Genomic DNA, 26917 nt, shown 5'->3' with positions numbered 1-26917 from the left:
CGACTATATTGCTTAGATATAATTTGCAATCTACAAGGCGGAAGATGGAGTCGATGGGCGTCCATCGACGACTGATGACAACGCAGTAGATTCAAATTATAGCAAGCATATAGTCGAGTTAATATAAAACAGCTACACTAGATACTATACCATAATTTTCATCATATAATTGTGCAAGTATATGCCCATTAGATATATGCGTATAACACTTTACAGCATTTTTATTAAGCCGTTTTGTCACACAATCGTTAGTCTCATCTTAAATGATATCTCTCTTGGAGTTTCCATCTCGTCAAACTTGATGCTATAGGTCTCATCGTCCATATTCAGCGAAAGAATAGTTCCTTCTCCAAGGATGGCATGTGAAACGCGGGTGCCGGGCTCTAGTAGGTTGAGCTTTGATGCACCTTTAAGATGCCTTGAATCGTTATCTATGAACTTGCGAACAGCCGCCATCATGTTCTCGTCGGGCTCCTGTGTAAATTCCAGAAGTTCTCTGTCGATATCCATGATAAAACGTGATGGATATCTTGGTATTCCTTCAAAGGTCTTGCCTCCTGCTTCACTGATAAAAAGGCGCTTTTGCGCTCTGGTCATGGCAACGAAGGCAAGGCGTCTCTCCTCTTCCATGCCCTCAAGAGTATGAACCTTCCTTGATGGGAATATACCTTCATTCATACCGCACAGGAATACATATGGAAACTCCAGTCCCTTGGCAGCATGTACTGTCATGAGCCTTACTTTGTCTTCACTCTGAACATCAGAATCTGCATTGGTGAAAAGAGCTATGTGACGAAGGTAACTCTCCAAATTGGTCTCTTCTCCGCAGGTAGTCTCATATTCAAAGATGGACTGTTTAAGTTCAGCCAGGTTATCCAGCCTGTCCTGGGCACCTTCAGTCCTAAGCATTTCTTCGTATCTACTGTCCTGAAGGACTTTTGTCAAAAGCTCTGATACCGGCACATCCTCATAATTTTCTGAAAATCTCTCAATTATATCAATGAACTCTTTTGCCCTGGTACCCTTAATAGTCTCATGCTCAAGATTCTCATAAAGAGCCATGTAAAGACTGCAGTTGTTATTTCTTGCGTATTCTTCCAGAAATGCCATTCGTCTTTTACCAAGATTTCTCTTGGGAACATTAACTATTCGCCTGAATGATACATCATCCTTGTACAGGATCATACGAAGGTAACAAAGAGCGTCTTTTATCTCCATCCGTCCATAAAACTGGACTCCGGAATAAATAGTGTAAGGTATCTTCTCTTTGATAAGTCCTGTTTCAATAGTACGTGTGACGTAGTGAGCTCTGTAAAGCACAGCCATATCCCTGTATGGCACGCCCATTCCCTTTAGCACAAGCATCTGCCCGGTTATCCAGTCTGCTTCATCTGCAGTGTCTGGCGCAAGATGGCACAATACACTGTCCCCGCCTTCATTCATAGACACCAGTTCCTTTTTAAGCCTATGGACATTTTTATCAATGAGGCTGTTACAAGCAGCTATTACCTGCGGTGTTGACCTATAGTTGTCATTCATATATATGGTCTTAACATTTCTAAAATGTTCATCGAAATTAAGCAAAAATCCGACACTTGCTCCGCGCCAGGTATATATGGTCTGGTCAGGATCTCCCACGATAAAGAGATTCTTGTGGTAGGATGACAGCACTTCCATAAGTTCATACTGCAGAGCATCAATATCCTGAAACTCATCTATCATGATGTACTCAAGGCGCTTTTGCCATTTAATCTTGATATCCTCATGCTCACGGAAAATGTGGAGTGTAAAGTTAATAAGGTCATTATAATCAAGGCCAAAACACTTTTTCTCCTGATAAAGATATCCGTAAAAGAGAATATCATCCACATTGTCAGCGCTGTCATATTTCTCTTTTAACGCATCAATGGACATATTCAGCATATCCTTGTAATACTTGGGCTCTGTAACGCACTTTCTCGTCTCAAACATATCCCTTGCTGCACTAAAAGTCTTGTCGCGAAGTGTCAGTCCTCGCTCCTCATATATAATTGAAAGAATATCGTCAATATCGGAATTATCAAGAACCAGAAAGCTCTTGGGATACTGAATGGCATGAGAATCCTCCTGTAGGACAGAAACACAGAATCCATGAAATGTATTTATATATCCTGTATCATTGTCCCCTGTCAAAAGATGTATTCTCTGCCTCATCTCAGCTGCTGATTTGTTGGTGAAAGTAACACAAAGAATATGCCCTGGAAGTATTCCCAGGGCATTAACCAGATAAGCAAATCTATATGAAATGGCTCTTGTCTTACCACTTCCCGCACCTGCTACAACCCGAACATAACCTTCTGTAGTGCTCACAGCCTCTTTTTGGGCTTCGTTGAGATTCTCTAATAATTCCAACATAAGTATCTCTCCTAAAAAAGTATATTCAGATTATAGCAAACAAACGTTTGCAGAACAATAGTTCTTTTATTCTTCCGATCTATCCTCCTTAAAGTTGATCATTTCCGGTGTGATCTCCACTCCATTAAGCGCTGGCCATTCTTTAGCCACCTTTATCCGAAGTTCATTATCATTTTTTGCCGTTGCCAACCGAGCTTTCCAAGATATATACAGTAGACAATTGCTATCCATTGTTGATCATCTCTCATATTAGGGCCTTCAATTTAGCCTCTGTACATTTCTATGCAGTAGTGACCATACTTTATCATGGCTAAAGAAAACATACCCAAATCACACTGATTTAGGTCTGTTTTTCACTGATTTATTATCGATAATTATTTTCAGAATCTTATGCTGCTCAAATTCTCACCCGAGGCAAATCTCTCGTACATATCGATTTTTCTCTTGTACATTTCAAGTACAAAAGAAATCCTGTCTTCGCTCACCAGCGAATCCTTATGATACATCTCCCTAATATATTCCTGGCTTGGAAGCAGGCTGATATCAATAAGCTTTTTGTTCTGGACATACTTTAAAAGTTCCAGTTCCTTTTCCTTAAAGCCCTGAGCATCCTGAGAGAGTACATACTTATCTGTTACCGGAACAATATCCCTGCCAACCAACATACTCTTTCCATTATCATAAATAGGCGCCATGGATATGAACTTTAGAGTATCTGCATCTCGCAGGACAGCTATATTAGTCAGATGTCTGTCGCGGTTACTAAAGATAAAATCTATAAGGATCTCGAATTCCAGATACTCTCTGACCGTATTTCTATCAAGACCATTTTTATCGCATACATTTATAAAATGCTCATATCTGGAAAGATTATTTGGCCTTTGCTCACTCGTCATAACAGCATAAGCAGAAACCAGTTCCTTTTTTTGTGTTGTAAAAAGATCTGAAACGCATCCGTAATCATATTCCTTGCCATCAATGTGCAAAAGTGAGTATTGTACTGCATCCCTTCCCTGTGCCTTTATTGCTTCGCTTACGATAACCTCATTGATACTTTCACTTGAATATATATCATGGTTTCCCTTCACAAGTTTCCGAGTTCCCCGGTCAATGATCCATGTCTTTTCCAGATTACCCTGGAGCGATGAATTGGGGTGATATTCCTCAACTTCATCATCCCCCATCTTGATCTTTCCCAACAACAGATTCTCTTTAAAGTCATTGTCAAACAGATTTACCTTTTCCCAGGTAAGGTCTGATCCCAAAGGCCTGATCCAGTAATAATCAGTAAGGCTGAGTCCAAGATTTTGCGTCAGGAAAAGACCTGTTGTTTCAATGCCATTGTCCCTTAACATCTTTTCTATCTTTCCCTGTTTTATCGGAATAGCTCTGTCACGCCACCACTCAATAACGCCTCTGTAACTAGTCCTGTTTTGCAATGGTAAAAGAGCTGTATTCTCCTTTTTACCAAGCTTAACTATATTTCCGTCTTCACCCATCTGAAGTATCATCACTTCTTCATTTTTACGCATCAAAGTAAACATTGCCATTTCATTCACCGCCTAACAGTTCATTCTCATATTCATTCTCGAGAGACATCCATGCATAGTCAGATACAAAACTACTTGGTACATCTTTCTGCTCATCCAGTTTCTTAATCTTTCGGACACCACCTACAATATAGTCTATTTCGTAGTGATCATCGCCGGATAAAAGAAGTCGTCCTGAAATGTCATACTCATCGCTGTGCACCATCTCGATAAGGATTTCTCCCCTATCACGGTAGATAGCCTCCATGATTGCCCTGTTAACGAACTCTCCCATGGTTTCACCCATAGTCTTAGCATGTTCTTTGATAAAATCAAGATTCCCCTTATCTGTTCGAACCCTGATTTGATCAGTGGAATTAACATATCTTTTCGTGGCTTCTTTCTGTGCTTCTGTGTAGATTGCTCCCATATATGATCTCCTTGGCAAATATAGATACACTATATTTATAATTATAGTGTATCTATATTTGCCTAATACGTCAATCTCCTTAGTAATTTAATTCCGGTGTAAAACCTAGTGAAATAAGTGTATTCCTACTTTTCCTGCTCTTCTAATGTACAGCCAAAGTTGATGACCTCAGCACCTTCAGGGGCATATTTTTTTACTGTATTGAAAATAAGCTCTTTTTTTCAGCCTGAGAGCTCGCTTGAATTATTCCTATTCTCATAACGTCATCCTTAAATCATTCATGCTAATCAATTATTTTTTTTGCCATTTGCAGATTCCCACCTCAAGAGCTCTTTCTTCCTTTAGATGAAAATCTGCATATTTACAGTACCAGCAGCCTTTCAAGCTTGGAATTGCATCCTCTCTTGGAGTGTATGCAGGACAGATATCCTCTGGCCACACACTTCCGTCTCTCTTGGGAATATCATAATTGTTTTGTTATCCATTAAAAGTAACTCTCCTTATAATGATCTTCCGCTCTCGCATTCGCTCGCCGGAAGACGCGCGAACCAAGCTCAAAAGTACTTCGCTAGGTTCTTACAGCCTAAAGTCCATATAACTATAGCTATACGTAATTCAGAATCCTCGATAAAGTCCTTATTTTCCATATGATCCCCTAAGAGTTTAAATAATTATATCCAAATTTACCACGAAGCAATAACGTTCCCAGTACCGCATTGAATGTTACCGCTGAAAAAGTACTTAATCTCTCAAATAACCCAAATACTGCCTTTGGCATGATTCCCGTTCCGATGGGCCCAAGGAGCATCGCAGTAAAGCACACACATGCCCAGATGAAAAGAGACTTCATCCCCTCTTTTTTAGCTCCGATTATTGACAGGATAAGTGCTGCCAAAGAAAAGATCACCACTAGAGCCGTTACTATAAGGTGCATAACATTCTGAGGGTGACTACTATCAGCATCTGCCACCCACGGAAAGAGTTTATAGCCAATATCAGAAATCCATTCCATAGCAGCAAAGAAATATATTCCCAGCCTCAAAATCTTAGTCTTAAGATTCTGAGCTGCCACGCAAACGGCCATGATAGAAACCAGTCCGCATGGTCCATACAAGGCATTCAGCTGTCCGGCAAGCTCCGCAGATGGAGCTCCAACTGCAGTTAGATCGCTTACCGCCATGCTGAGCCAGTCATACCCCGGATAGGCAAGAGGCGAAAACACAACCATTGCCGTGTATGAAAGCAGACTGATAATTCCACAAATACCAAGTTTTGATAATTTCATAACATGCTCCAATCAAGCCAGTACAGACATAATTTTTCCTGATTCTATACGATATATATCTGTTGCTATCCTATCCACAAAGATCTTATCGTGGGACGTAAACAAAAGCGTCCCCTCGTACTCCATTAACATTTTCTCAAGTGCTTCGACCGATGGAATATCCAGATAGTTAGTAGGTTCATCAAATATCAACAGATTAACATCTGACACAAACAGCATGGCAAAAGAGAGTTTCATGCGCTCGCCACCGGAAAGCTCAGATGCCTTTTTATTCATATCTCTTTCTGATAATAAGAGACGGGCAAGTACTGTCCTAGAAAGGCTCTCGCTTTGGATACTGACTCTGCGCACATTTTCAAGCACTGTCTGTTCAAGATCAATCTGTGACATGTTCTGCCTGGCATATCCAATTTTCGCTCCGGGAACAATATGTATCCCCTCATTATGACCATTTATCAGTTCCAGAAGAGTAGTCTTTCCCACACCATTTCCACCAAGAAGAGCTACCTTGCTACCATTTCTGATAATAAAGTCAGCATCATCAAATATGATATGGTCATCATATTGAAAAGATATATGCTCTCCTCTAATGACAATAGGATTCCTTGGTGGATTGGTCAGTCTGAAATCCGGTCTGGCCGTGGGCTCTTCCTTCGGTTTTTCTTTAACCTCCATATGTTCAATTCGTTTGAGCACATTTGCGGCACTTTTTTCTATTCCTCGCGCTTTGTCTTCAGGCTTCCTGTTGCCGCATAGGCTGATGGCCTTTGCCTCGCTTGAAGTAAGATTCCTTGGTTTTTTCTCAACAGTTTTTGCCTTTGCTTTTTTCTGAGTATAAACCCTCTGAAGCCGCTTTTTCTCTGCCTGGTAGTTCTCATACTCTGACTGCATGGCTTTAAACTGTTCTTCTTTTTGAATAACGTAGTCATCATAATTACCTGAATAACAATTAAGCTTTCCAAAAGAAATCTCTACTATCCGATCACATATATCATTCAATACCGATCTATCATGACTGATCATTACCAGCGTTTCTATTTCTTTTAATCGCTTCTTTAGCATCTCCACACCTTCATAATCAAGGTTTGATGTCGGCTCATCTAAAAAAGCTACTGCATGAGGACATGAAAATAACTGAGCAAGCCTGATCCTTGTATCTTCACCGCCACTTACATTATCCTGCCAAAGCTTTTGGCTTACACCCATTTTTCCTGCTTCGCTAAAGTCTGTCTCGTAGTATGCGTCGCTCCCGCCAAACTGTTCAAAACAGAAAGGCTCACAGTCTCTTGAAACGAAGCCTTTAGTTGGCTCTAATTCACCTGAAAGGATTTTAAGGAGCGTAGTCTTTCCAGCACCATTCATTCCAACAAGCCCCACTTTCTCTCCTTCATACAGATAAAATCTGTCAAAATACAAAACTGTCTGCTCACCAAATGAATGTGCTATATTCTCTGCTTTGATCAATATTCTCTTAGACATATACAAGCCTCCCTTGTCGGCTTTTTAGTAAAAAAACTAAACAAAAAGCCTATCCTGCGTACGCAAAATAGACTCATACAAAAAAGACCTATATATAACACAGGCTTAGAATGCATGATAATCCAATTTAAGCGTACACATAACACTGCTATCAGACATAGCAGTAACAATAACATGTTCACCTAAATCAAATTATCTAATAATCATTCCTTCACCCTAACGAAAATTCGCCCTTTCTTTTATAAAAATATGGTAGCATATGCTCCGAATCAGAACAAGCCCTTACACTGATTTGGGCTTGTTCTGCACTGATTTGAAACAGATATAACCGTTTTTAAATCATCATTTTATATATCTTTGTACAATCTTCTTCATCAAGAGTTACGAAACCTGAAATGCTTCCTGTTCTTCCATCTCCATAGCATAGAGCCTTAACAAGAGTTGGAATATCTTCCTCTTTTGCTCCAAGTTCAGCAAAATTAAGGGGCATTCCTATGCTTTTTAGGAAATTCTCAAGTGCCGCAATCCCTTCCAGAGCAGTTCTTTCAGGATCATCAAAATCCATCTGACAGCCCCAGACGCGGGTTGCAAGCTTTGCGAAGCGGGAAACATCATGCTTGTAAACATATTTAAATACAGCAGGCATAGTGACAGCAAGCCCTGCTCCATGGGCACAGTCATAAAGAGCTGAAAGCTCATGCTCAATATTGTGACTGTTCCAATCCTGGCTTCTGCCAACTCCGCAAGAATTGTTATGTGCCATCATTCCTGCCCACATAATATTTGCCCTTGCTTCATAATTGTCAGGATTCTCAATTACTCTTGGTCCCTCATGGATCATAGTAAGAAGCAGTCCCTCTATAAGTCTGTCTGTTACTTCAACGTCTTTTGAATTGGTGAGATATCTCTCATGCAAATGAGCCATGATATCAGTTATACCGGCTGCAGTCTGATAAGCAGGAAGAGTCTGTGTAAGTGCTGGATTAAGTATGCTGAATTTAGGTCTTATTGCGTCTCCTGAAGCTCCTCTTTTAAACATTCCTTCTTCTTTAGTTATTACGGAATCAGGGCTTCCTTCACTTCCTGCTGCTGCAATTGTAAGAATTGTTCCAATAGGCAGTGCTTCTTCAATTCTTTTTCCTGTATAGAAATCCCAAAAATCGCCATCATAGATTGTACCGGCTGCAATAGCTTTAGATGAATCGATTACACTGCCGCCGCCCACAGCAAGGACAAAATCCACTTTTTCCTTTCTGCAGAGCTCTATTCCATCATATACAAGGCCGCTTCTTGGATTGGGCTTAACTCCTCCAAGTGTGACAAAAGAAATTCCGGCTTCCTCAAGAGATTTTTTTACTCTGTCCAAAAGTCCTGAACGCACTACACTGCCGCCGCCATAATGGATAAGAACTTTGCTTCCGCCAAAACGCTTAACATATTTCCCGGCGTCATTCTCTGTGTCTTTTCCAAAGGCAAAAAAAGTTGGTGAGTAAAAAGTAAAGTTTTCCATAGCATTCTCCTTTCATTTACTAATTATTTTTCCGTCTTTCCAGACTATATCTATGGTTTTATTCCCTTTTAGCTTAAGGCCTTTTATACTTCCGCTTTTCCATTCTTTTGGAAGTGCCGGAAGCACAACCGGTCCGTCTGAAGTGTCATGTAAAAGCATATTGGCAATCGCTGCAGTAGCGCCAAAGTTACCATCAATCTGAAAAGGTGGATGATTATCAAACAAGTTATTCAGAGTAGATCTGGTCAGAAGCATATTTAAGTGCTCAAGGGCCTTCTCTCCATCATGTAGCCTTGCATAGAAATTAATTATCCACGCCCTGCTCCATCCGGTATGTCCGCCGCCATTTTGAAGTCTTCTGTCAATTGTGACTCTGGCAGCATTTGCAAGCTCTTTTGTGGACTGAACCGAAATCTGATCTGATGGGAAAAGACCATATAGCTGTGAAATATGCCTGTGTCCCGGCTCTTCCTCCTGATAGTCTTTTGCCCATTCCATTATCTGACCATGCTTCCCGATATTTGTTGGACGTAGCCTATCTTTGGCTTTTTGCATTTCATCAATTTCTTCATCATGCCTGCCAAGAACATCAGAAGCTGCAATACATTGTGTGAAAAGATCTCTTAAGATCATGTTGTCCATTGTTACACCATATCCATTGCAGCCTTTATGGAATGTGTCAATTATATATGTATTCTCAGGGGATACAGAAGGGCAGGTAACGAGGTATCCATCCTTATCTTCAATAAGGAAATCCAAAAAGAATCTGGCTGCTTCAAGCATCAGATAATAGTGCTCTTTCAGGAAATCCATGTCATAAGTATACTCGTAGTGGTTCCAGATATGAGTAGACAACCATGCAAAGCCCATTACCCAGTAAGTCCCTGGAATCCATTGATCCTGAGGCGCAGTATCACCCCATATGTTTGTGTTGTGATGAGCAACTATTCCTCTGCAACCGTACATTGAAGCTGCAGTTTCTTTTCCATGCTCATACATTCTTTCCATCAGATCAAAAAGCGGAAGATGGCACTCCGAAAGATTGCAGATTTCAACAGGCCAATAATTCATTTCTGTATTGATATTTATGGTATATTTGCTGTCCCAGGCGGGAGTGAAGCTGTCATTCCATATTCCCTGAAGATTTAGTGGCAGGGATCCTGGTCTGCTTCCGGAAATCATCAAATATCTTCCGAAATTGAAATATAGAACATAAATACCAAGATCTTTTACTTCATTCCCCTTATCAACGCATTCTCTTACAAGCTCAAGCCTTTTATCTGTCGGCATTTCTTCATAGCTTCTGTCCTCTGATTCCAATGAAAAAGATACTCTGTCAAAGAGCTTTCTGTAATCGGCTATATGTCTTTTCTTTAATTCTTCATATGGCAAAGTTAAACTGCACTCTTCACAAAGCTCGTTTTCAAGCTCTTTATATCTGAATGTAGATCCACCGTCTATGTTCAAAATCACTTCGTCTGCTTCTTTAACAACAAGACTCTCACCTATTACAGCAGCCTGACCTCCTACGGCATTTGCAGTAACTACTACTCCAAAGTCCATTCCATCACTGCCAAGTTTGCCATAAAGATAAATAGTATGGTCATTTATTTTCTTAACTGCCTGATACTCCCGCCCTCTTGTCAGTAATGCATCAAAAGATATACCTCCTGCTTCTGAAGCTGAGATACGCATAAACATACAATTGTCAGGGTAGCTGGAAAATATTTCTCGCTTATAGTTTATGTCTCCAACTTTAAACTCTGTAGTTGCAACTGCATGTTCAAGGTCCAATGATCTGCGATAATTTGTCACCTCACCATCTCTATAGTCAAAAAATATCTCAAGATTCCCCAGTGTCTGATAAGGCTGCATACTCTGAGGAATTCCAGAGAATGCTCTCTTTAAAAGTTTCTCTCCTTCTTTTATATTTCCATCCATCAAAAGCTTTCTTACTTTTGGAAGGTTCTTCAGTGCATCAGGATTATTCCTGTTTTTATAGCCTCCCAGCCAGATGGAATCTTCATTCATCTGAATAAGCTCTTTTTCCACCCTGCCAAATATCATTGCTCCAAGCCTTCCATTTCCTATAGGCAAGGCTTCATTCCAGCTCTCGGCCGGCTTCTCATAAAAAATACTATTGTTCCCCATAATACCTTTTTACTCCCCATTTCCATTTTATGTACCACTAATGTATATCATAAACACTTCTTACATTCAGCTCATCCGTCTGGCCTCTCTTAACTTTTATGATCCTCTGTCCCGGATCCATATCAAAGAAGATATCTTCAAGGACAAGATCATCATTTTTGTTTCTGATTTCTACATTCTTTGCAAAAGTTTTTGCCTCAACCATCAGTTCTTTTTCAGAAACAACCGTTATCTTAAGATCAGGATCTTTAAAACGGAAATATTTAGCAGGAGCAAAAAAGGCCGTTCCTGCAGATAGAATCTTTCCTCTCTCTTTTATTCTGAAAGATTCACTTTTTCGCCTTAATCAAAAGGAAATCTGGCTTATGAAAAAGATCTTCCTGGTCAGGAAACCTCTCTAATATCTCGTCAGTAGGGATATATGTCATAAACTTCCATGAAAGACAGGCCTTCACCATCTACCATGCAATTTAACTGGATGTCATATTGATGACAAAGCATTCTTTTTTCTGCAAGGATTATGTCAAGGGTATCATTTCCTGTCTTTATCATGTTATCAAAGATAAAGATCTTGTCTGATATTTCTTTCTTCTCTTCATCTGTAAGTTGCATCTGCCCTGCCATCATGGCATTTACGCGATGTTTAAGGTCATGAAGAGACTCCATTGTTGCCTTGGAAAGCTCATACTGGCGAATGTTTTCCTTATAAAGCTGGTTTATAACTTCTACTTCATGCTCAAGCTGCCCTCTTTCGAGTATTCCAAAAAGAAAGACGATAGCAAGAATACTGGTAACTAAATTATAAAGTGTGGGAATGGCAGCGATAATGCTGTTTTTTGCATAATAATTTGAGAGCATTACAAGGGAACTGAGTGCTATATTGAGCAGAACGATCAGGGCTGAAAACCCGACTACTCCTTTTCTGTTTACAAGCGCCTGCATGTCTTTCCTCTTGTAAGTAAGAGTGATAACAAATGTGAGAATTATTGCTATAGGTATGATATACGCAAATATGTAAGGTGCTTGAAATATTGAACCTGATTCACCCTTCCAAAGTATTCTTTCAATCATTGCCTGAAGGGTACTTGACAAATGATGGAAAGCATAGCCTCCAACAGCACAGAACAGATAATTGATCCATTTTGCATCAATACATACTACAATTGTAAGTATTACAAAGACCAAGATGCATATATACATGAAAAACGAGTAGGCAAAAGTTGCCAAAAAAGAATCCAGGAGAAAAACCGGTAAAAAATATGTAAGCAGTCCTCCAAGCGCCGTGGATAAAACTACTCTCAACACATAATGTGAACATCTTGGAAGATATGCGCTCAAAAGATGTGCTATTATTGTTACTTCCAAATATATGACAAGATTTATAAGATTGATATATCCCAATATCATAATGAACCTCCAAGGAACCTGTTGAGATTATCCCAAAGCTCTTTTCTTCGACTGCGACTGATCTGCAAAACTTCTCCATTATCCAGCGTAAGCTCATATCCGGAGATTCCTACTATATGCTTGAGATTTACGAGATAGCTGTTGCTTATTCGCTCAAAGGTTGCTCCTTTTAAAGAGGTCTCCACATCCTTAAGGGAACTTCTCATTGTGAAATTGCCTTCTGTAGTGTGGTATGTTACATCGTGCTTGTAGACTTCTGTATATATGATTGCGTCTGAATTAAGAATTCTTTTACCATTGCCTAGTATAATAGTTTCTCCGGTAGACTGATTCTTAGACACAAATCTCATAATCTTCTTCATCTTCAGAGAAAAGATTTTCTCATCAAGCGGTTTTAAGATGTAATCTGTTGCGTTTACATCGTAGCCGTGAATAGCATATTGTCCCATCTGGGTAATAAAGACCAGAACAACCTGTTCATCTATTACTCTCACGCATTTGCTAAGCTCTATTCCATTAGTATCGGGAAGTTCTATATCCAGGAAAATAAGATCATATTGTCCTTTATACTGCCCAAGAAATTCTTCGCCTGTTCCAAATGTAGAAAGTTCAAATCTGCTCATTTCATCCCCATAGCATGAGGAAAAAGCGTCCATAAAACGCTTAAGATCGTCCTGAGAATCTTCTACTATTGCAATTTTCGTAACGCTCATCAATGTAACCATCCTGATTTATAAATAATTGCTATCTTGAACTGAATACACAGCAGGATAAACTTCACATTCTTACCATATTTTTATCAAACATTTCCTTGGGCAACACTATACGATAAAACTCCTGATACAAGTCCCAGGGGCTCGTATATATCTTTATCAATAGCTTTTAGAATTGCATCAAGAGGTTTTAATTCTGACTTTGGGAAATCTACTGTCATTTTATTCTTATAGATATCCTCTACCTGCCCTTTGGTAAGTCTTTCTAACCGCATAAAAACTCCTTAAAACGATATATAAGCATTATTTTCAATTTCTACTATAACACAAGATGTGCGAGGCAGGAGAGGATACAGACAACGGTAATGATGCACAGTATCTTTCAGCTATCGATGCAGGTCCTTTCTATGCAGTTAAGGAGTATGATCTTACAAGAGGAAACTACGGTGGAATCGAGACAAACCTTGAAGGTGAGGTAACTGACAAGGATGGCAATGCTATTCCGGGTCTCTATGCTGCAGGTATCATCAGTTCCGCAGGCTTCTTCGGTGATTACTATCCTGGTCGTGAGGCGCTCGGCGTAGGAGCTTACATGGGCTTCATTTCAGGTGAGAATGCTGCAAAGTATGCTGCAAAGTAAAACAGATCAATCAGAATAAAATTAAATCAACTTGAAGACACTAAGAGTTCAATAGTAGAACATCGAGTGTCAAAAGTAATCAGATAGAAAACAGGTTCTTCTCATACCAGAGGAGGACCTGTTATTTTTTTGCGATGGAGCCTTCAAGAGGGTAATTGTACGTTATACTTGCGCTGATATTACCCATGGACAGATAAATAAAGAAACAAATGATGATTTAAGAGACGCAGCAGAAGTTGTGAGTACTGACAAATCAGAAGGGTTATCGGATACTACAGAATCATAAAGAAATAGAAACAGGTGAAAAAATGCGAAGAATGGGGTAAGGTGATTTGTATATCGTAATTCCAGGCAGTTGACATTTTCAAACCCGTGCCTTATAATGAACAACAATCGAAAAAAACAGTAGGGTCTGGTCGAGATATCGTCCGGACCACGGTAAGGACATCCATAATCCGAATAAAGGTTTATGGGTGTCTTTTTTGCGATAAAGCCATCAATTGAACATCTTCGATGGTAGATTGTTTTGAGGAGGAAAATTAATGTCAAACGAACTTTTTGAAAAGGCCCCGATAAAAACAGCGTATCTTAAACTTGCGATACCTGTTGTACTCAGCATGGTGGTTCAGCTTATATATAGCATGGTGGATACCTATTTCATAGCACTTACCAAAAACATTGACCTGATCGCAGGTGTATCCATATGTACTCCACTGTTTACACTGTTCCTTGCCTTTGGAGATATGTTTGCATTGGGCGGAAGCTCTGTTATCTCAAGATTCCTTGGTGCCGGAAGAGCTGAAGATGGAAAAAGACTTAGCGTATTCTGTATGTATTCATCCGCAGCCTTCGGCATAGTTGTGACCATCATAATGATGATATTTGCCCAACCTATTCTCCGTTTCCTTGGAGCGTCAGGGGAGGTAATGCCTTATGCCATGCAGTATTACAGATACATAGTTTTGGGCTGTGCCTTTATTATATTCACCATGGTTCCCACAAACCTTATGAGAACAGTCGGGCATCCCAATGCCTCCATGGTGACAACCATACTTGGCGCTGTTGTAAATATGATACTTGACCCGATATTTATCTTCACACTGGGAATGGGGGCAGCCGGCGCAGCTATAGCCACCATCATCGGATACATATGCTCTACAGTTTACTCAATCTGGTACATAACAACAAAATGTGAAGGTCTTTCCATTAGCCCAAAGGATTTCGGAATTCATGCAGGGGAGCTTCAGATGATCTTTGCAGTGGGACTTCCTGCTTCAGTTACAAATTTCATGCAGACTGTGGGAATGACTCTCACCAACAGAAGTCTTTCTGTTTACAGCAGTGACTCTATCGCCGTAATGGGAATAGTATTAAAGATCGTCAATATAGTAATGCTGGTGATCGTAGGTCTTGCCTTTGGGGGGCAGCCTCTTACCGGTTATGTTTTCGGATCGGGCAATAAAGAGCGTCTCAGGAAGGTTCTGGCCTTTGCCTATCAAATAGTCGGAGGAGTTGCACTGGTGATGGCTCTCGCTGTGGGGATTTTTGCAAGACCGCTGGTACTCGCTTTCCTTGACAACGAAGCTCTGGTAAATGAAGGCGTTCTGATGCTGAGACTTCAGATGCCGGGAATGGTCCTCATGGGGTTCGGTCTGGTGTCTATATGCACCTTCCAGTCCATGGGAAAGGGGTTGCCTGCACTGATTCTGTCACTTTGCAGACAGGGTATAGTATATGCTGTTGTGATCAATGTCTTAGCCGCGCTGTTTGGCTATTACGGAGTCATATCAGCCCAGCTTGCTGCCGACATTGTGTCCGTTCTTATCGCAGGAATGCTGTTCATGATGGCTATAAAGCCGGAATTAACCACTTAAGTAAAGCGGCAATATTTTCAGGTTATGGTTTAGTGTTAACTTCCAGAAATTTCACGACTACACGCCCTCACAATTCACTCAAACGGTAGCTCCTCGTATGCTTCCATCGCATCCTCGACATAATCCAAGGCCTCGTCATAGAGGCCTTTTTCCGTGAGGTAGTTTTCGATGAATATTAGATATTTTTCCAATTCTTTGATCCTTGCCTATAGTTCCGTCTTTGATATCCTCCGGCTATTGTTTTTCTTTACTGAACATCTGAACCATCCTTGTCAGGATCACTTTGTATGTATCTCATGATGTCTTCAAAGCTTCTCTTACTCGAAACATATGCTTTAAACAGCTCATCACTCTGAATAGATTTTCTCATATCCAGCAGCCTCTTCATCTCAGCCGTCATCTTTTCGTATTGCTGTCTGTTTTTACTGATTGCTTTTTCGAGTTTAGTTATCTTGTCGTTCAATGCATCCTTGTTGACTGTACGCGCCATCTTATGCCCCCTTCAGTGCATCATTTATATATGCAACTTTATACTTTACATGACTCACCTCAATGTTGAATGCACTCAGGACCTCTGCCTGTGTTTTTGTCACTGCACGATCCAGTCTGTATTCTCCGTCAATCTGTCTTGTCATCTCGATCTTTTCCAATTCCCTTATTGCTGCAGGAACAGTGAGATAATTCGGTTTCCTGGTCATTTCCTTCGCCTTGTCCTTAAGAGCAGTATATAGGCGAGATCTTATGATAAGCGCAATAAATGCCACAAAGATCTTATTTGCCGCCGTTTCTGAAGATGCTACACGCAGCGTATTGTTACCCAAATATGATTTGTCTGCACGGAACAGTTTCTCAGATGCATCACGGCTCTTATACAGTTCTATCGCTTTCTTGAAGCCAATTTCCTCTGATGAAATGATCGCAAAGTATCCGCACATCTCCAGCTCCTCACGTATCACATCAAGCTTAGGCTCTGCATAAACAAATACGTCCTTGTCATAGTGTATATAAAAGTAATGGTGGAACGTCTTGTTAAACTCACGTTCCTGGTTCCTCTGTCTGTCCAGCCATTCCTGCATGCTCTGTATGTTTTCTTCAAAGCGGCTTCTCTCCCCGGCAGCCTTGCCTGAATTGTAAAACAAATGGAAATAGCGTTTCTTACTATCGGATGCATAGATAAAGCTCTGTACTGTTTTTCCATATACTCCAAATTCTGAAACATAGCTTCCCCATTCACTCTCAAAAGTCCCCTTATGTTTCTTGATGATCTCATGCACTACATCTTTGATGCCTTTGACCATGATGATAAAGTCATAGCCGTTTTCATCAAGACACTTCAGGTTATCATGGCTGAAATAACCACGATCAAGTATAAAACCGATATCCTTATAGCTATAACTCTTAACTTTGGAAACCATGTATTTGAGCTGAGATACGTCATTTATGCTCCCCGGATACTGCTCATACAGAAGAGGTTCACGGTTATTTATGTCATACCCCACGGAATAGTTAAATACAGGTTCACCTGTATCGACCTTGGCTTTTCCATACTCAACTATATCAATGTCTCCAGCCTCGCTGTTTTTGTTTGTGGAATCGTAGGAAATATAGATCTTATAGCCTTTTGATTGTTCACAATCTGACGCTAGTTGCACAAAAGTCTCGGAAGTTAACAATTAAACATAAGGCACTTGAACTGTTACCCTACTTACTTTGATAAATTTAGATGGTGGCGTACGAATCCAAAGCACTTACGCATATGCAAAAAAGAGCATTTAGGCAAGAAGAAAAAATCCCTTGCTTAAATGCTCTCAAAATCCTGGTATTTCCATTCAAGATCATCGCTTATGTCTATATCAGTAAAAAGAGCTCCCTCTTTAACCTGGCACTCGATAACAGATGTTCCGGCTTCTTCAACCTGTTCATCATCTCCGGTATTACCGGTAAACTGCATGATTATGAATGCGATCAGTCCAAAGACAAGCATCCCTGCAAACATAAAGCCGAAAAACTTAAAAAATGCAATGGTATTCTTGCTGTGCAGCTCAGAATCTATCTTTCTTTGTTCCGATCTTTCCTTTCTGGACTCACTCATCTGAGTGCCCGCAAAATCAAGAACTTCCTTAACAGCTCCGGTAACATCGATATTTACATTATCAGCGTGCTCGATATTTGCATATTTCACATTGTAATTGTTTATGGCCTTTTCAATCACAAAAGAAGTCCCGCAAAAAGGGCACTTAGCCTCCTCTTTCGTCTTGTCCACCTCAACTGTTCCGCCACACTGTGTACAGATCGCTGGAACCATTTTTACATTGTTATCCATAATTCCCCCTCAGTAATTATTCACTATATGAATCACAATACTTTATACGAAAGATTTGATAATCGGGCACATAAATTGACTTGAGTTTCCTTCCGTATGATCATTCCCTAGCGGCTTCGTAGATCTTTTTAACATCGTTTGCATCAAGTGGCCTTATTCTTGAAAGCTTAACTGTTCCCTGCATGGTTGCGTCAAGAGATAGAGCCTCCAGATCTGCATCGGAAGGATCTATTCCAAGGTCCTTCAAACTTACAGGCATTCCAATGCTCTTAAAGAAATCTACTGTTTTTTCTATGCCTAAAAGAGCTGCCTTTTCTTCGTCGCTTTCACAGATTTCCCAAACCTTTTCGGCAAATCTTGCAAAACGAGGCACTGCACCCTTATACAGTTCTTTTGCCCAGGAACCCCAGACTGCTGAAAGGGAATCACCGTGTGTCACATCATAGCGGGCAGAAAGGGCATGTCCCAGCTTATGAACAGAAAAATCCTTTCCTCTTCCGCATTCCGTAAGATTGTTATGAGAAAGGCTTGATGCCCAGAAAACTTCACACATAGCATTATAGTCAGATGGATCTTCCACTATTTTCTTACCATTCTTAATAACTGTGCGTATAAGTCCCTCAGCGATCTCGTCTGTCATATCACACTGAATATCCGGAATAAAGTATCTCTCCATTGTGTGCATCATTATATCTGTTACGCCGGCTGACAGCTGGTTTTTTGGAAGAGTCATTCCAAGGGCAGGATTTACGATTGCAAATCTGCATCTGTTGAAATCAGTGTTGATGCCCGCTTTCTTACCCAGCTCTTCATTGGTCAAAACTGCAGAATCGCTCATTTCGCTGCCTGCAGCTGCAATTGTAAGGACAGCGCCCACCGGAAGAGACTTGGTAAGTGGAACCTTCCTTGTCCATAATGACCACAGATCCTGATCGCTATTGGCAGTTCCATGTGCAATTGCCTTTGCCGTATCTATGGCACTTCCGCCGCCTACGCCGATTATCATATCTGCGCCAAAAGATAATGCCTCTTTTATGCCATCTTTTGCATGTGCCAATGTAGGATTGGGCTTAGCGCCTCCAAATTCTTTGTATTCAACGCCGGCATCGGCCAAAGACTTTTCTACTCTGCCAAGAAGTCCGCTCTTTATAACGCTTCCCTTGCCATATACAAGAAGTGCTTTCTTTCCATATTTACATGCAGTTTCACCGGTCTGGTTTTCTACATCTTTTCCAAAAATCACCTCGGTTGGTGCGTAAAACTTGAAATTTTCCATATATTCCTCCTATTCGTTACACATCTGCTAACTGTCATTCTCTCATATACTTAAACACTTTCAGTGATTCAAGCGGATTTCCTTCAAAATCAAACATAGCCTGATTATCCCATGAACAACCTCCATAGTATTTTCCGGCATCTTCAGGATCATAGTCTGAAGCAAAGCTGCTAGCCCAGCCACTGCCATATTTTTCCCAGATTGACGAATTGTCCAAAGAAGCAGGACCTACCGGAATCCAAGTGCCTTCCCAGTAGAATATTCCTGCGGCTCCAGCTTCATTTACATGCTTACAGATATCATACAAAATAGATGCTTGTCCATCAACAGATACTTCATAGCCCTCTACTGCATCATTTGAACCAAAACTATTTCCGGATCCATCTCCATCTTCTGTTGTATAAGCATATGATGTTTCAGCCAAAAAAGCCTTCTTTCCATATCTCTCCTGTATCAATTCCAGTACGCGGCTCATATTTTCCATACTTCCATCCCAAAATGGATAATAAGACATTCCAATCATGTCAAAATCAAGGTCATTATCAACAAGCTTGGACACAAGATCAAGGACATCTGCTTTATCTGTTATTCTCGTATAATGGACGACTATACTCATGTCGTTATCATATTCTTTAGAAACTTCCCTGACCGCCTTACTTCCGGATTTAAGAAGAGTAATGACATTTTCCAGTTTGGTTTCTCCGGACATTCCATAGTTTATCTCATTTCCAACTTGAACCATTCCTACATCGACACCAGCATCAAGCATCTGGCTCAAGGATTCTTTAGTAAAGTCATAGAGCGCCTCGCTTTTTTCCTCAAGTTCCATGCCCTCCCACGCTTTAGGAGCATGCTGCCTTTTGGGATCTGCCCAGAAATCTGAATAGTGGAAATCAATACAAACCTTCATTCCGTATTTGGTAGCTCTTTTTCCAAGTTCAATGGCTGTAGGAACATCATTGTTACCTCCCCCGTAGCCATTACCGTCTGAATCATATGGATCATTCCACACGCGCAAACGAATATAATTTATCCCCGCTTCCGACAAAGTCTTGAATACATCCTGCTCCTGACCGTCAAATCCGTAGTATTTCACACCACTGTTTTCCTCTACAAGAACAGAAGATGCATCCATTCCTAATATAAAGTCCTCAGGAAGATCTTTGATTGCCGTTTTCCAGTCTGTTTCAGATTCAGTGTTTTCAGAAGTATCAATGGAAGAATTCTCTTCTTCACTACTTAGAATTTGTGCCGATTCTTCTAACGTGCTACTTTGTTTACCGGTAGGCTCACCGGCATTAGAACATCCCGCCATCAACAACGCTGCGATAATAACGCAACTCAATACTTTTCCCATCTTTCCTTTTTTCATCTTTATTCCCCTAAAATTGCAGTAATTTTCAATCAACAGTATTAATTATATACATTTTTAGGGTAATTATCTCATCAAAATGGCAATACAAAAAAAATAAGAGGAGAAATGTCTCCCCTTACCTTTGTTCATCTGTGAAAAGAACAAGTAATGTATCTTCTATTTCTTAATTTAATCATCATTAGGATTTTAAACAATGTATTCATCTTTTTTCCTCCTCAATTGTTTGATAATTAATTATACGAATGAACTTACTTTGTGGCAGATTTAGTGCTAAAACATTTATCCTGTTTTAATCTTTTGCAAGTTATTGGCACCCCTATTTGTGGTATACTCATTCAGGAAAAGCATTCTTTTCATATATAGGAGGAAAAATATGTATTACGTACCAGAGGGAACTACACTTGCTGGATTCTATGAATGCAGCGAATGTGCTAATAGATTCTTATCAACAAAGATTGGCCCAAGTATCGTTTGTCCATACTGTGGTAAAGAGCCCGACATGGAAATAGGTCCTGATGAGGAAATGCCGGTCGTAAAAGAAACAGCCAAGCTTTTGCAGGTTGTTGAGGGAAAAGAAGAAGTTGAGCGCATGGATGCACTTCTATCCTTAGCTGTAACCGGCGGAGATTATGATTGGATCTGATACATTAGATCTTTTACAGGATTGAAAATGTTGGGAATGTGGGGAATCAAGCAATGAAATTAAATGAAATAAAATGCCCAAATTGTATGGGTTCTGACATAGAAGCTGCAGGAGAAGGACTGATGAAATGCCGCTACTGTCAGACAACCTTTGCGATTGATTATGATGAAGAAGATGCTGCAATGGACAAAAGCCGCATCGAACTCCAGATGCAAAGAGAAAAGTTCGAGCATCAGGATAAAATAAGAAAAGATGCGAAAAAATCCAGGCTCATAGCCTGTTTTACTCTTCTGATCGTCATCTTTGTTATCGTTGCTGCCTATATTATCAATTCCAAAGAGGAACAGAAAAATCAGGAAGATTCGGCTTCTTTTGAGGAAAGAAAAGCTGCATCAATAACCTATGTGTCAGATTTTTCAGAAATACCGGATGATCAATTTGATGAAATGCAAAATCTTGCCATGGACGCTGCTCAAAAAGGAATCGACATCAGTACAATAAACGGATTAACCGCAGACATCCCTGAGTTATGCGCCAGCTATCTTCTTACAGCCAAAGAGGGAGCCGGCAACCGCCTGGTCTTTGTGTATAAAGACACCTGGCACAAGAACTCTGATTCAATTGAAACCTATGTATTCTACTACATTAAGGACCTTCAGCTACTTTCTGACGGAACCGTTAAATACAACGTATATATGCAAAATGAAAATAGCAGTTTTATATGGAATAATAATTTCATTGATGGAGAAAAGAGCTTTAATCTATGCTATACCAAAGCAATCTCTTCAAACGCTGATTTTAATGTGAAAGAAAAGTAGAGCGTTGCCATTATAATCTATCAAGTCGTGCGTACTCTCTAAGAAGTGCTTTCTTCTCTGATTTTTCAATCATATTCTTTCAATATTTTTCTCATACATCTCTTTAGGCAGCACTGCCTTATAATATAAATTGTACAAGTCCCAAAGAAAATCCGGCTCGCCACCATTTTCTTTTCCCAGTGACAAGATTATAAAAGGAACACCAAAACACCTTACGCGAAGCCCTGTATCAATACATCCGTTTCTCATGTAGAAGCCTAGGCGCCTTGTCTGCAAGTCTTTTTCTTCAGGGCTTTTGGCATATTCAGGATCCTCAACTTCCAGGATCACAACTTTAGCAGCAGCTAAATACGCATTTAACAGCCGTAGCAACTGACTTCCGGCTCCGTTATTTCTCTTATCCGGGTAGATAGCTATGTAATCGATCAGGAAGCTTTCGCCCTGTTTTATGAGAAATGTATAGCCAATGCACGCTCCGCCCTCAAATAATCCAAGGCATTCATATATCCCAGAATTTACTGCCTCGATTATGTTTTTTAGAGGTTTGAGCTCTGCCTTTGGGAAATCTATGACCATCCTTGTCTCATAGATCTGTTTTATCTCATGGATATTCAAAGGATTTAATTTCACTGAAATACTCCAGTCATTTATATTGGGCGCTATATCTTTATAGCCATTATACGCTCAAAATTGCATTCAGGATTCATCCTACCCTGTTTTTATTTAATAGATTCTCACAATTACAAGGAGCGTTGATAAGGGTGTTATTCCTTACTGTGCAGCTTGCGTTCCTGCAGTCAATGCATCTGAATGTAGTGTGATAACTGTACATCTTTTTACAACTTGCAGAGCAAAATACTCCGCTGCCGTCTCTTGGCATAAATGATCTGCCGCAGTTCATGCAGAGACGCCTATGATTAATAGCCATGAACAATAAATCCTATTCTAAAAAAATCCACTGCGTAAAAAGTTTTACACAGTGGATTTGATGTTATCAGAATAGATTTAACGGGTCAACCGTTTCACAAATTATTCATAAGTCAAAAGAACCGCCCCATGACTTAATTCGTTTTGAGGAAATGCCTTATATCTGATCTGTTGCTCATTTCGGTCTTTTCCAGGATGCCGGATACTACGCGCTTTATATAGCCATAGGAATAATTGGTCTTTTCTGCTATCTCATGATTGGAAAAACCGCCTGCTATGTACTCTGCAACTGTTAGCTCAAGGGGTGATAATACTCCTGCAAGGTCCTTTAATCTCTTTGTTTCAATGTCCTTGCCTTTAAGCGGTGATGTGATCCTGTTCTTTATTCTTGCAAGGAACACGCTCTTAACAAAGGGTTTGGTAATGTAGTCTGCAGCGCCATATTCAAAGCCCTTTATCTCGAAATCAGGATCGTCCATGGATGTGAGGAAGATAATAGGAACGCCATTTCCATTGTCAAGCTCTCTGATTGCCCTGAAGGTTTCATACCCATCCATACCAGGCATGTCCACATCCAAAAGCACAAGCTGATACTGTATGCCTTTTTTGATGTACTCAAGTGCCTGTTTCCCCGACTTGGCAAGGCTTACGCTATATCCGGTATTAATCAATATGTCTTCTACGGTATTGAGCATATTGATATCGTCATCAACACAGAGAATCCGGTAACCTTCCATCCATTCCTCCGTACTTTTTTCCATATTTTCGTGATCAAATCCCTCTACTGATTCCATCATAACAATTATTTCCCAATAAAAAAGTATCTTTTGGTTACCTCTTTAGTTCTTCTATAAGTTTTTCTGCTCTGTCAAAATCAATATCTTTTACAGCCTCCCTGATAGCGCTAATCTCTGGCATTTTTCCTCTGATAGCCTCTATCTCATCAATAGTTTTAAGGGCCGGGGACTGGTTACCGTTCCTTACGGCTTCAAGAAGTTTCTCCATAAGTACATTCTCATCAAGTACTTCCTCCGACTTTGCAGGTTTAAAGCTTACTCCGACTTTTTCAAATTCATCAAGGAATTTAGTGAGTCCCTCTTTTGCCCTCTCCCATTCCATGAAAAAGAGCTCCGATGCGGCATCTACGTATTTCCCATCTCCGTCCTTGGCGCGTTTTTCCAGTCTTCTGGCGTTGTAGTACAGATCCTGCGCTCCTACGTTGCCTGAGTTTCCCTTAACTGAATGTATAATATACGCGGCTTTAGCATATTCTTTACTTCTGATCAGCTCTTTTAGCTCACATATACTGCCCTCTGCTCTTTCCACGAAAACTTCTGCTATTCTCACAAACTGCATGATGTCGCCGCTTAGATGCTTCATGGCCATGTCAAAAGAAATATCATATTTTTCCAGTATCTTTTTAAACTGCACCAAAGTCTCTTCCGGAATATCTATCTGATCAGTCTTTTCAACGATTGTCACAAGCTCTTTTGGAAGATGCCTTATCAGCACGGTTTCAAGAAGCATGACGTCAATGGGCTTTAGCAGATAGTCATCAAAGCCTTTTTCATTAAAGAGCTTTTTGCGTTCAGGCGTTGCATCCGCCGTAAGCACAATGATCGGTGTGTTTTTCCCCTTGCGTTTGTCAATGCGTCTTAGCTCTTCCATGGCCGCTATTCCGTCAATATCAGGCATCATGTAATCCATAAGAACAAGGTCATAGTTCCCCTTTTCATACATTTCGTAGCTCTCCAGGGCAGACTGGGCCGTATCTACGCGGACAAGCGTACGCCTAAGAAGTGATTTAAGAACTGTCAGATTCATACTGTTATCATCAACGGCAAGAATTCTGGCATCCGGAGCGATAAAGGTCTCTCCTGTGGCCTTGTCATATCCCGTATCAACGCCCTTTTTAAGTTTAAGGTCAAACCAGAAAAGGCTTCCTTCACCAAACTTACTCTTGACCTTGATCTCTGTTCCCAACAGCTTTGCCAGATTGCCGGAAATTGCAAGTCCCAGCCCTGTTCCTTCGATACCACGCTGCCTGACTATAGCCGACCTTTCAAAGCTTTCAAATATCTTTTGCTGATCCTCTTTGCTGATACCCACTCCGGTATCTGACACTTCAAAATGGATAGTTACGCTCTCCGCATCCTCAGCCAGCTTCTGTATGCCAAATACTATAATTCCCTCGTTTGTATACTTGATGGCGTTGGATAAAAGATTCATCAGTATCTGCGTTAGCTTTCTCGCATCGCCTATAACAAATCCGGGCAGTTCCTTATCTGCATCGGTAACAAAGTCCAGGTGCTTGTTATCAGCTTCTTTTTTGTAATAGCTCCTGAGAGACTCTATGAGATTTGTTATATTAAAGTTCTCTTCAAATATCTCTTCTTTGCCCATATCTATCCTGGACAGATCCAGAAACTGGTTTATCATAAAAAGAAGCTGTCTGCCCGCAGTATCAACGTTCTGAGAATATTCGATTATCTGCCTGTTCTCAGCTTCTCTATAGATCATCTCATTCATGCCAAGGAGCATATTGATAGGGGTTCTTATCTCGTGGCTGATATTGGCCAGAAGTATACTCTTTGCGTTGCTGGATTCCTGGGCAATCTTTTGCTGCTTCTGGTACTCTTTTAAATACATCATAAAAATGATCCCTATACCGACACTTGATATGACGATTCCGGAAACCTGATCAAAAAACTGCCCTTCCGGAGTATCAAATGTTTTGACAGTCTCAGGATGCATATGTGCGATAAGGGCTATGACCACATAAAATGACACGTGCAGGATCTCCATGAAAACAAGGAGTTTTCCCTTATACATTAAAAGAGTGAATAATACTCCGAATGAAAAGAAATATGGCATGGAACCATATAGACCGCCGCTTTCAAAAAAAAGCATGCCAAAAAGTCCCATGAATATAGTAAAAGATGTTATGAGATACCCTGTCAGATAGTGCCCCGTCCGGTCTACAAACATGATCAGCGCAGCACTGGCAATGGCAGCCCCCATATTAATAAAAATATTTGCAGGATCTGACCCCGTAAAAAATGATGAAATAGCCCCTGCGAAACTTATGATAATGCCCGCAGTCCCCAGAAGCTTAAAAAAGATAATATTGAGCTCGGTTTCTTTTTTATAGAAGTCGATGATCTTAGAAGGAAATATACTTTTCATATATTGCTCCCAAAACAGAGAGAAGAGGCCGCAAAAAAAATGCGGAAACAGCTTAACGAATAAGATATAAAATCAGCAAAAGCTCCGGAACAGCTCCAGAATACGGCGATTATACGGTGAGGCTTCAAGCAGCATTTCCGGCACGACAGGCTCGTCGGTTGCACCGTCTCTATAATATTCCATGATCCTGTGTGCCAGAACCTCCGGATCCTCATTAAGTACACTTAGAACCTCTGGAGTAATCACTGATGCATCCTCCGGAGGGTCTAAGAAGGGTCCGTCAGACTGCAAAAGCCTGGGGTAATTCTCTTCTATGTACACAAGCAGTTCAAATTCTTTTTTTACTACCTCAGGATCGTCATGAACCATAAAAATACATCCGGTCTCAGTCTCCAGATCCTTGGTTTCATACAGCATATCGGTTTTGCCTGCATTGTCAACCCATCCCGAGTAGAAGCTCTTCATGCCCAACAGGATAGGAATGATCCCGGATGAAGAGATCGACTGATCCACAGCCGAAGAAAAATCTTTAATATAGCCCTGACGCAGAGGCCTGTATGCTCTCTGACGGAATTTATCATGATACTCCTTGTCAAGCATGCTGTTAAGGATCACCTCTGTTTCATGGTACCCGAAGACCCTGTCCAGCCAGCCTGAAGGCGCACTTCCTCCCATGACGCGATAGTTGGCCTCAATCAATACAGGCCCGTCTTTGTCAATCATATATTCCCCGTGAACCGGACCGTCAGTGATACCGAGAGCGCACACTGTTTTGAGCGCATAGTCGATAAGCTCACTTTCTTTTTCGTCCGGTTTATTAATGGATTTTTCCCCACTGTAGATGATTGCACCGGAGGGCATGCGCTTTTTGTAATACCTGAAGCATGAGGTGAGAGCCGGGATCCCGTCACGGCTGATCGTATTGACAATATATTCCGTTCCGAAGATCCTCTCCTG

Annotated in this window: 25 protein-coding genes; 4 read left to right on the top strand and 21 right to left on the bottom strand. The window is 40.7% G+C overall.

Going from position 1 to position 26917, the window contains the following annotated elements; all coding sequences use genetic code 11:
* Positions 1–237 precede the first annotated feature (237 nt).
* The 12 genes from J6O61_RS01775 to J6O61_RS01720 all read right to left on the bottom strand — a co-directional run bounded on the left by J6O61_RS01775 (position 238) and on the right by J6O61_RS01720 (position 13173).
* Positions 238–2394, bottom strand: coding sequence for an ATP-dependent helicase (locus J6O61_RS01775; protein WP_292208836.1), 2157 nt, complete (start codon positions 2392–2394; stop codon positions 238–240).
* 66 nt (positions 2395–2460) lie between these two features.
* On the bottom strand, positions 2461–2583 hold the full coding sequence (locus J6O61_RS01770) for a hypothetical protein (protein ID WP_292208833.1): 123 nt from the start codon (positions 2581–2583) through the stop codon (positions 2461–2463).
* A gap of 191 nt (positions 2584–2774) precedes the next feature.
* Positions 2775–3926, bottom strand: a complete 1152-nt coding sequence (locus tag J6O61_RS01765) for a HipA domain-containing protein (protein WP_292208830.1) — start codon at positions 3924–3926, stop codon at positions 2775–2777.
* Between the two features lie 19 nt (positions 3927–3945).
* Positions 3946–4353, bottom strand: a complete 408-nt coding sequence (locus J6O61_RS01760; RefSeq protein ID WP_292208828.1) for a hypothetical protein — start codon at positions 4351–4353, stop codon at positions 3946–3948.
* Positions 4354–5008: 655 nt separating this feature from the next.
* Positions 5009–5638: a DUF998 domain-containing protein gene (locus J6O61_RS01755; protein ID WP_292208825.1), complete on the bottom strand. Its 630-nt coding sequence runs from the start codon at positions 5636–5638 to the stop codon at positions 5009–5011.
* Positions 5639–5650: 12 nt separating this feature from the next.
* Positions 5651–7117: a ribosomal protection-like ABC-F family protein gene (gene abc-f / locus J6O61_RS01750; protein WP_292208822.1), complete on the bottom strand. Its 1467-nt coding sequence runs from the start codon at positions 7115–7117 to the stop codon at positions 5651–5653.
* Between the two features lie 334 nt (positions 7118–7451).
* Positions 7452–8627: an iron-containing alcohol dehydrogenase gene (locus J6O61_RS01745; protein WP_292208819.1), complete on the bottom strand. Its 1176-nt coding sequence runs from the start codon at positions 8625–8627 to the stop codon at positions 7452–7454.
* A 12-nt stretch (positions 8628–8639) separates the two neighbouring features.
* Positions 8640–10778 carry a glycoside hydrolase family 95 protein gene (locus J6O61_RS01740; RefSeq protein WP_292208816.1) on the bottom strand — a complete coding sequence of 713 codons (2139 nt, stop codon included), beginning with the start codon at positions 10776–10778 and terminating at the stop codon, positions 8640–8642.
* A 37-nt stretch (positions 10779–10815) separates the two neighbouring features.
* The gene (locus J6O61_RS01735) at positions 10816–11079 is read right to left on the bottom strand and encodes a glycoside hydrolase family 2 protein (RefSeq protein WP_292208838.1); all 264 of its coding nucleotides are present in this window, start codon (positions 11077–11079) and stop codon (positions 10816–10818) included.
* A 107-nt stretch (positions 11080–11186) separates the two neighbouring features.
* On the bottom strand, positions 11187–12185 hold the full coding sequence (locus J6O61_RS01730) for a hypothetical protein (RefSeq protein ID WP_292208814.1): 999 nt from the start codon (positions 12183–12185) through the stop codon (positions 11187–11189).
* Positions 12182–12898, bottom strand: a complete 717-nt coding sequence (locus J6O61_RS01725) for a LytR/AlgR family response regulator transcription factor (protein ID WP_292208811.1) — start codon at positions 12896–12898, stop codon at positions 12182–12184. The genes J6O61_RS01730 and J6O61_RS01725 overlap by 4 nt, the downstream gene beginning before the upstream one ends.
* Positions 12899–12984: 86 nt before the next feature.
* A complete protein-coding gene (locus tag J6O61_RS01720) occupies positions 12985–13173 on the bottom strand; it encodes a hypothetical protein (RefSeq protein WP_292208807.1) in 189 nt (62 codons plus the stop codon).
* Between the two features lie 56 nt (positions 13174–13229).
* Between J6O61_RS01720 and J6O61_RS01715 the strand changes: the two genes are divergently transcribed.
* Positions 13230–13538, top strand: coding sequence for an FAD-binding protein (locus J6O61_RS01715; RefSeq protein WP_292208804.1), 309 nt, complete (start codon positions 13230–13232; stop codon positions 13536–13538).
* A 542-nt stretch (positions 13539–14080) separates the two neighbouring features.
* Entirely contained in the window at positions 14081–15412 is a 1332-nt protein-coding gene (locus tag J6O61_RS01710; RefSeq protein WP_292208802.1) for an MATE family efflux transporter, read from the top strand.
* A 247-nt stretch (positions 15413–15659) separates the two neighbouring features.
* Here the strand turns inward: J6O61_RS01710 and J6O61_RS01705 are convergent, their stop codons facing one another.
* The 5 genes from J6O61_RS01705 to J6O61_RS01685 form a co-directional block, all read right to left on the bottom strand.
* Positions 15660–15902, bottom strand: a complete 243-nt coding sequence (locus J6O61_RS01705) for a hypothetical protein (protein WP_292208799.1) — start codon at positions 15900–15902, stop codon at positions 15660–15662.
* Position 15903: 1 nt separating this feature from the next.
* Positions 15904–17064, bottom strand: a complete 1161-nt coding sequence (locus J6O61_RS01700) for an IS1634 family transposase (RefSeq protein WP_292208797.1) — start codon at positions 17062–17064, stop codon at positions 15904–15906.
* A 146-nt stretch (positions 17065–17210) separates the two neighbouring features.
* Positions 17211–17735, bottom strand: coding sequence for a hypothetical protein (locus J6O61_RS01695; RefSeq protein ID WP_292208794.1), 525 nt, complete (start codon positions 17733–17735; stop codon positions 17211–17213).
* Positions 17736–17835: 100 nt separating this feature from the next.
* A complete protein-coding gene (locus J6O61_RS01690; RefSeq protein WP_292208792.1) occupies positions 17836–19011 on the bottom strand; it encodes an iron-containing alcohol dehydrogenase in 1176 nt (391 codons plus the stop codon).
* 34 nt (positions 19012–19045) lie between these two features.
* Positions 19046–20383, bottom strand: coding sequence for a glycoside hydrolase family 53 protein (locus J6O61_RS01685; RefSeq protein WP_292208790.1), 1338 nt, complete (start codon positions 20381–20383; stop codon positions 19046–19048).
* Between the two features lie 376 nt (positions 20384–20759).
* Between J6O61_RS01685 and J6O61_RS01680 the strand changes: the two genes are divergently transcribed.
* Both J6O61_RS01680 and J6O61_RS01675 read left to right on the top strand, forming a co-directional pair.
* Entirely contained in the window at positions 20760–21029 is a 270-nt protein-coding gene (locus J6O61_RS01680) for a hypothetical protein (RefSeq protein ID WP_103868862.1), read from the top strand.
* Positions 21030–21082: 53 nt separating this feature from the next.
* Positions 21083–21847, top strand: a complete 765-nt coding sequence (locus J6O61_RS01675) for a hypothetical protein (RefSeq protein WP_292208784.1) — start codon at positions 21083–21085, stop codon at positions 21845–21847.
* A 69-nt stretch (positions 21848–21916) separates the two neighbouring features.
* Here the strand turns inward: J6O61_RS01675 and J6O61_RS01670 are convergent, their stop codons facing one another.
* From J6O61_RS01670 to J6O61_RS01655, 4 genes are all read right to left on the bottom strand, one after another.
* Positions 21917–22477, bottom strand: a complete 561-nt coding sequence (locus J6O61_RS01670; RefSeq protein WP_292208781.1) for a GNAT family N-acetyltransferase — start codon at positions 22475–22477, stop codon at positions 21917–21919.
* Positions 22478–22908: 431 nt separating this feature from the next.
* Positions 22909–23571, bottom strand: coding sequence for a response regulator transcription factor (locus J6O61_RS01665; protein ID WP_292208778.1), 663 nt, complete (start codon positions 23569–23571; stop codon positions 22909–22911).
* A 34-nt stretch (positions 23572–23605) separates the two neighbouring features.
* Complete coding sequence (locus J6O61_RS01660) at positions 23606–25960, bottom strand: ATP-binding protein (protein ID WP_292208776.1); 2355 nt, start codon at positions 25958–25960, stop codon at positions 23606–23608.
* Between the two features lie 72 nt (positions 25961–26032).
* A partial coding sequence (locus J6O61_RS01655; protein ID WP_292208773.1) for a hypothetical protein occupies positions 26033–26917 on the bottom strand: 885 nt, incomplete at its 5' end.

This window comes from Butyrivibrio sp. (genome assembly GCF_017635265.1).
Lineage (GTDB): Bacteria > Bacillota > Clostridia > Lachnospirales > Lachnospiraceae > Butyrivibrio.
The sequence above is the reverse complement of the archived record's forward strand: the minus strand, read 5'-3'. Positions and strand labels throughout refer to the sequence as shown.

Bases quoted from the DNA above. Each gene is read 5' to 3' on its own strand.
- J6O61_RS01775 (WP_292208836.1), bottom strand. From the start codon at position 2,394: ATGTTGGAATTATTAGAGAATCTCAACGAAGCCCAAAAAGAGGCTGTG.
- J6O61_RS01765 (WP_292208830.1), bottom strand. From the start codon at position 3,926: ATGCGTAAAAATGAAGAAGTGATGATACTTCAGATGGGTGAAGACGGA.
- J6O61_RS01760 (WP_292208828.1), bottom strand. From the start codon at position 4,353: ATGGGAGCAATCTACACAGAAGCACAGAAAGAAGCCACGAAAAGATAT.
- J6O61_RS01755 (WP_292208825.1), bottom strand. From the start codon at position 5,638: ATGAAATTATCAAAACTTGGTATTTGTGGAATTATCAGTCTGCTTTCA.
- abc-f (WP_292208822.1), bottom strand. From the start codon at position 7,117: ATGTCTAAGAGAATATTGATCAAAGCAGAGAATATAGCACATTCATTT.
- J6O61_RS01745 (WP_292208819.1), bottom strand. From the start codon at position 8,627: ATGGAAAACTTTACTTTTTACTCACCAACTTTTTTTGCCTTTGGAAAA.
- J6O61_RS01740 (WP_292208816.1), bottom strand. From the start codon at position 10,778: ATGGGGAACAATAGTATTTTTTATGAGAAGCCGGCCGAGAGCTGGAAT.
- J6O61_RS01730 (WP_292208814.1), bottom strand. From the start codon at position 12,185: ATGATATTGGGATATATCAATCTTATAAATCTTGTCATATATTTGGAA.
- J6O61_RS01725 (WP_292208811.1), bottom strand. From the start codon at position 12,898: ATGAGCGTTACGAAAATTGCAATAGTAGAAGATTCTCAGGACGATCTT.
- J6O61_RS01720 (WP_292208807.1), bottom strand. From the start codon at position 13,173: ATGCGGTTAGAAAGACTTACCAAAGGGCAGGTAGAGGATATCTATAAG.
- J6O61_RS01715 (WP_292208804.1), top strand. From the start codon at position 13,230: ATGTGCGAGGCAGGAGAGGATACAGACAACGGTAATGATGCACAGTAT.
- J6O61_RS01710 (WP_292208802.1), top strand. From the start codon at position 14,081: ATGTCAAACGAACTTTTTGAAAAGGCCCCGATAAAAACAGCGTATCTT.
- J6O61_RS01705 (WP_292208799.1), bottom strand. From the start codon at position 15,902: ATGGCGCGTACAGTCAACAAGGATGCATTGAACGACAAGATAACTAAA.
- J6O61_RS01695 (WP_292208794.1), bottom strand. From the start codon at position 17,735: ATGGATAACAATGTAAAAATGGTTCCAGCGATCTGTACACAGTGTGGC.
- J6O61_RS01690 (WP_292208792.1), bottom strand. From the start codon at position 19,011: ATGGAAAATTTCAAGTTTTACGCACCAACCGAGGTGATTTTTGGAAAA.
- J6O61_RS01685 (WP_292208790.1), bottom strand. From the start codon at position 20,383: ATGAAAAAAGGAAAGATGGGAAAAGTATTGAGTTGCGTTATTATCGCA.
- J6O61_RS01680 (WP_103868862.1), top strand. From the start codon at position 20,760: ATGTATTACGTACCAGAGGGAACTACACTTGCTGGATTCTATGAATGC.
- J6O61_RS01675 (WP_292208784.1), top strand. From the start codon at position 21,083: ATGAAATTAAATGAAATAAAATGCCCAAATTGTATGGGTTCTGACATA.
- J6O61_RS01665 (WP_292208778.1), bottom strand. From the start codon at position 23,571: ATGATGGAATCAGTAGAGGGATTTGATCACGAAAATATGGAAAAAAGT.
- J6O61_RS01660 (WP_292208776.1), bottom strand. From the start codon at position 25,960: ATGAAAAGTATATTTCCTTCTAAGATCATCGACTTCTATAAAAAAGAA.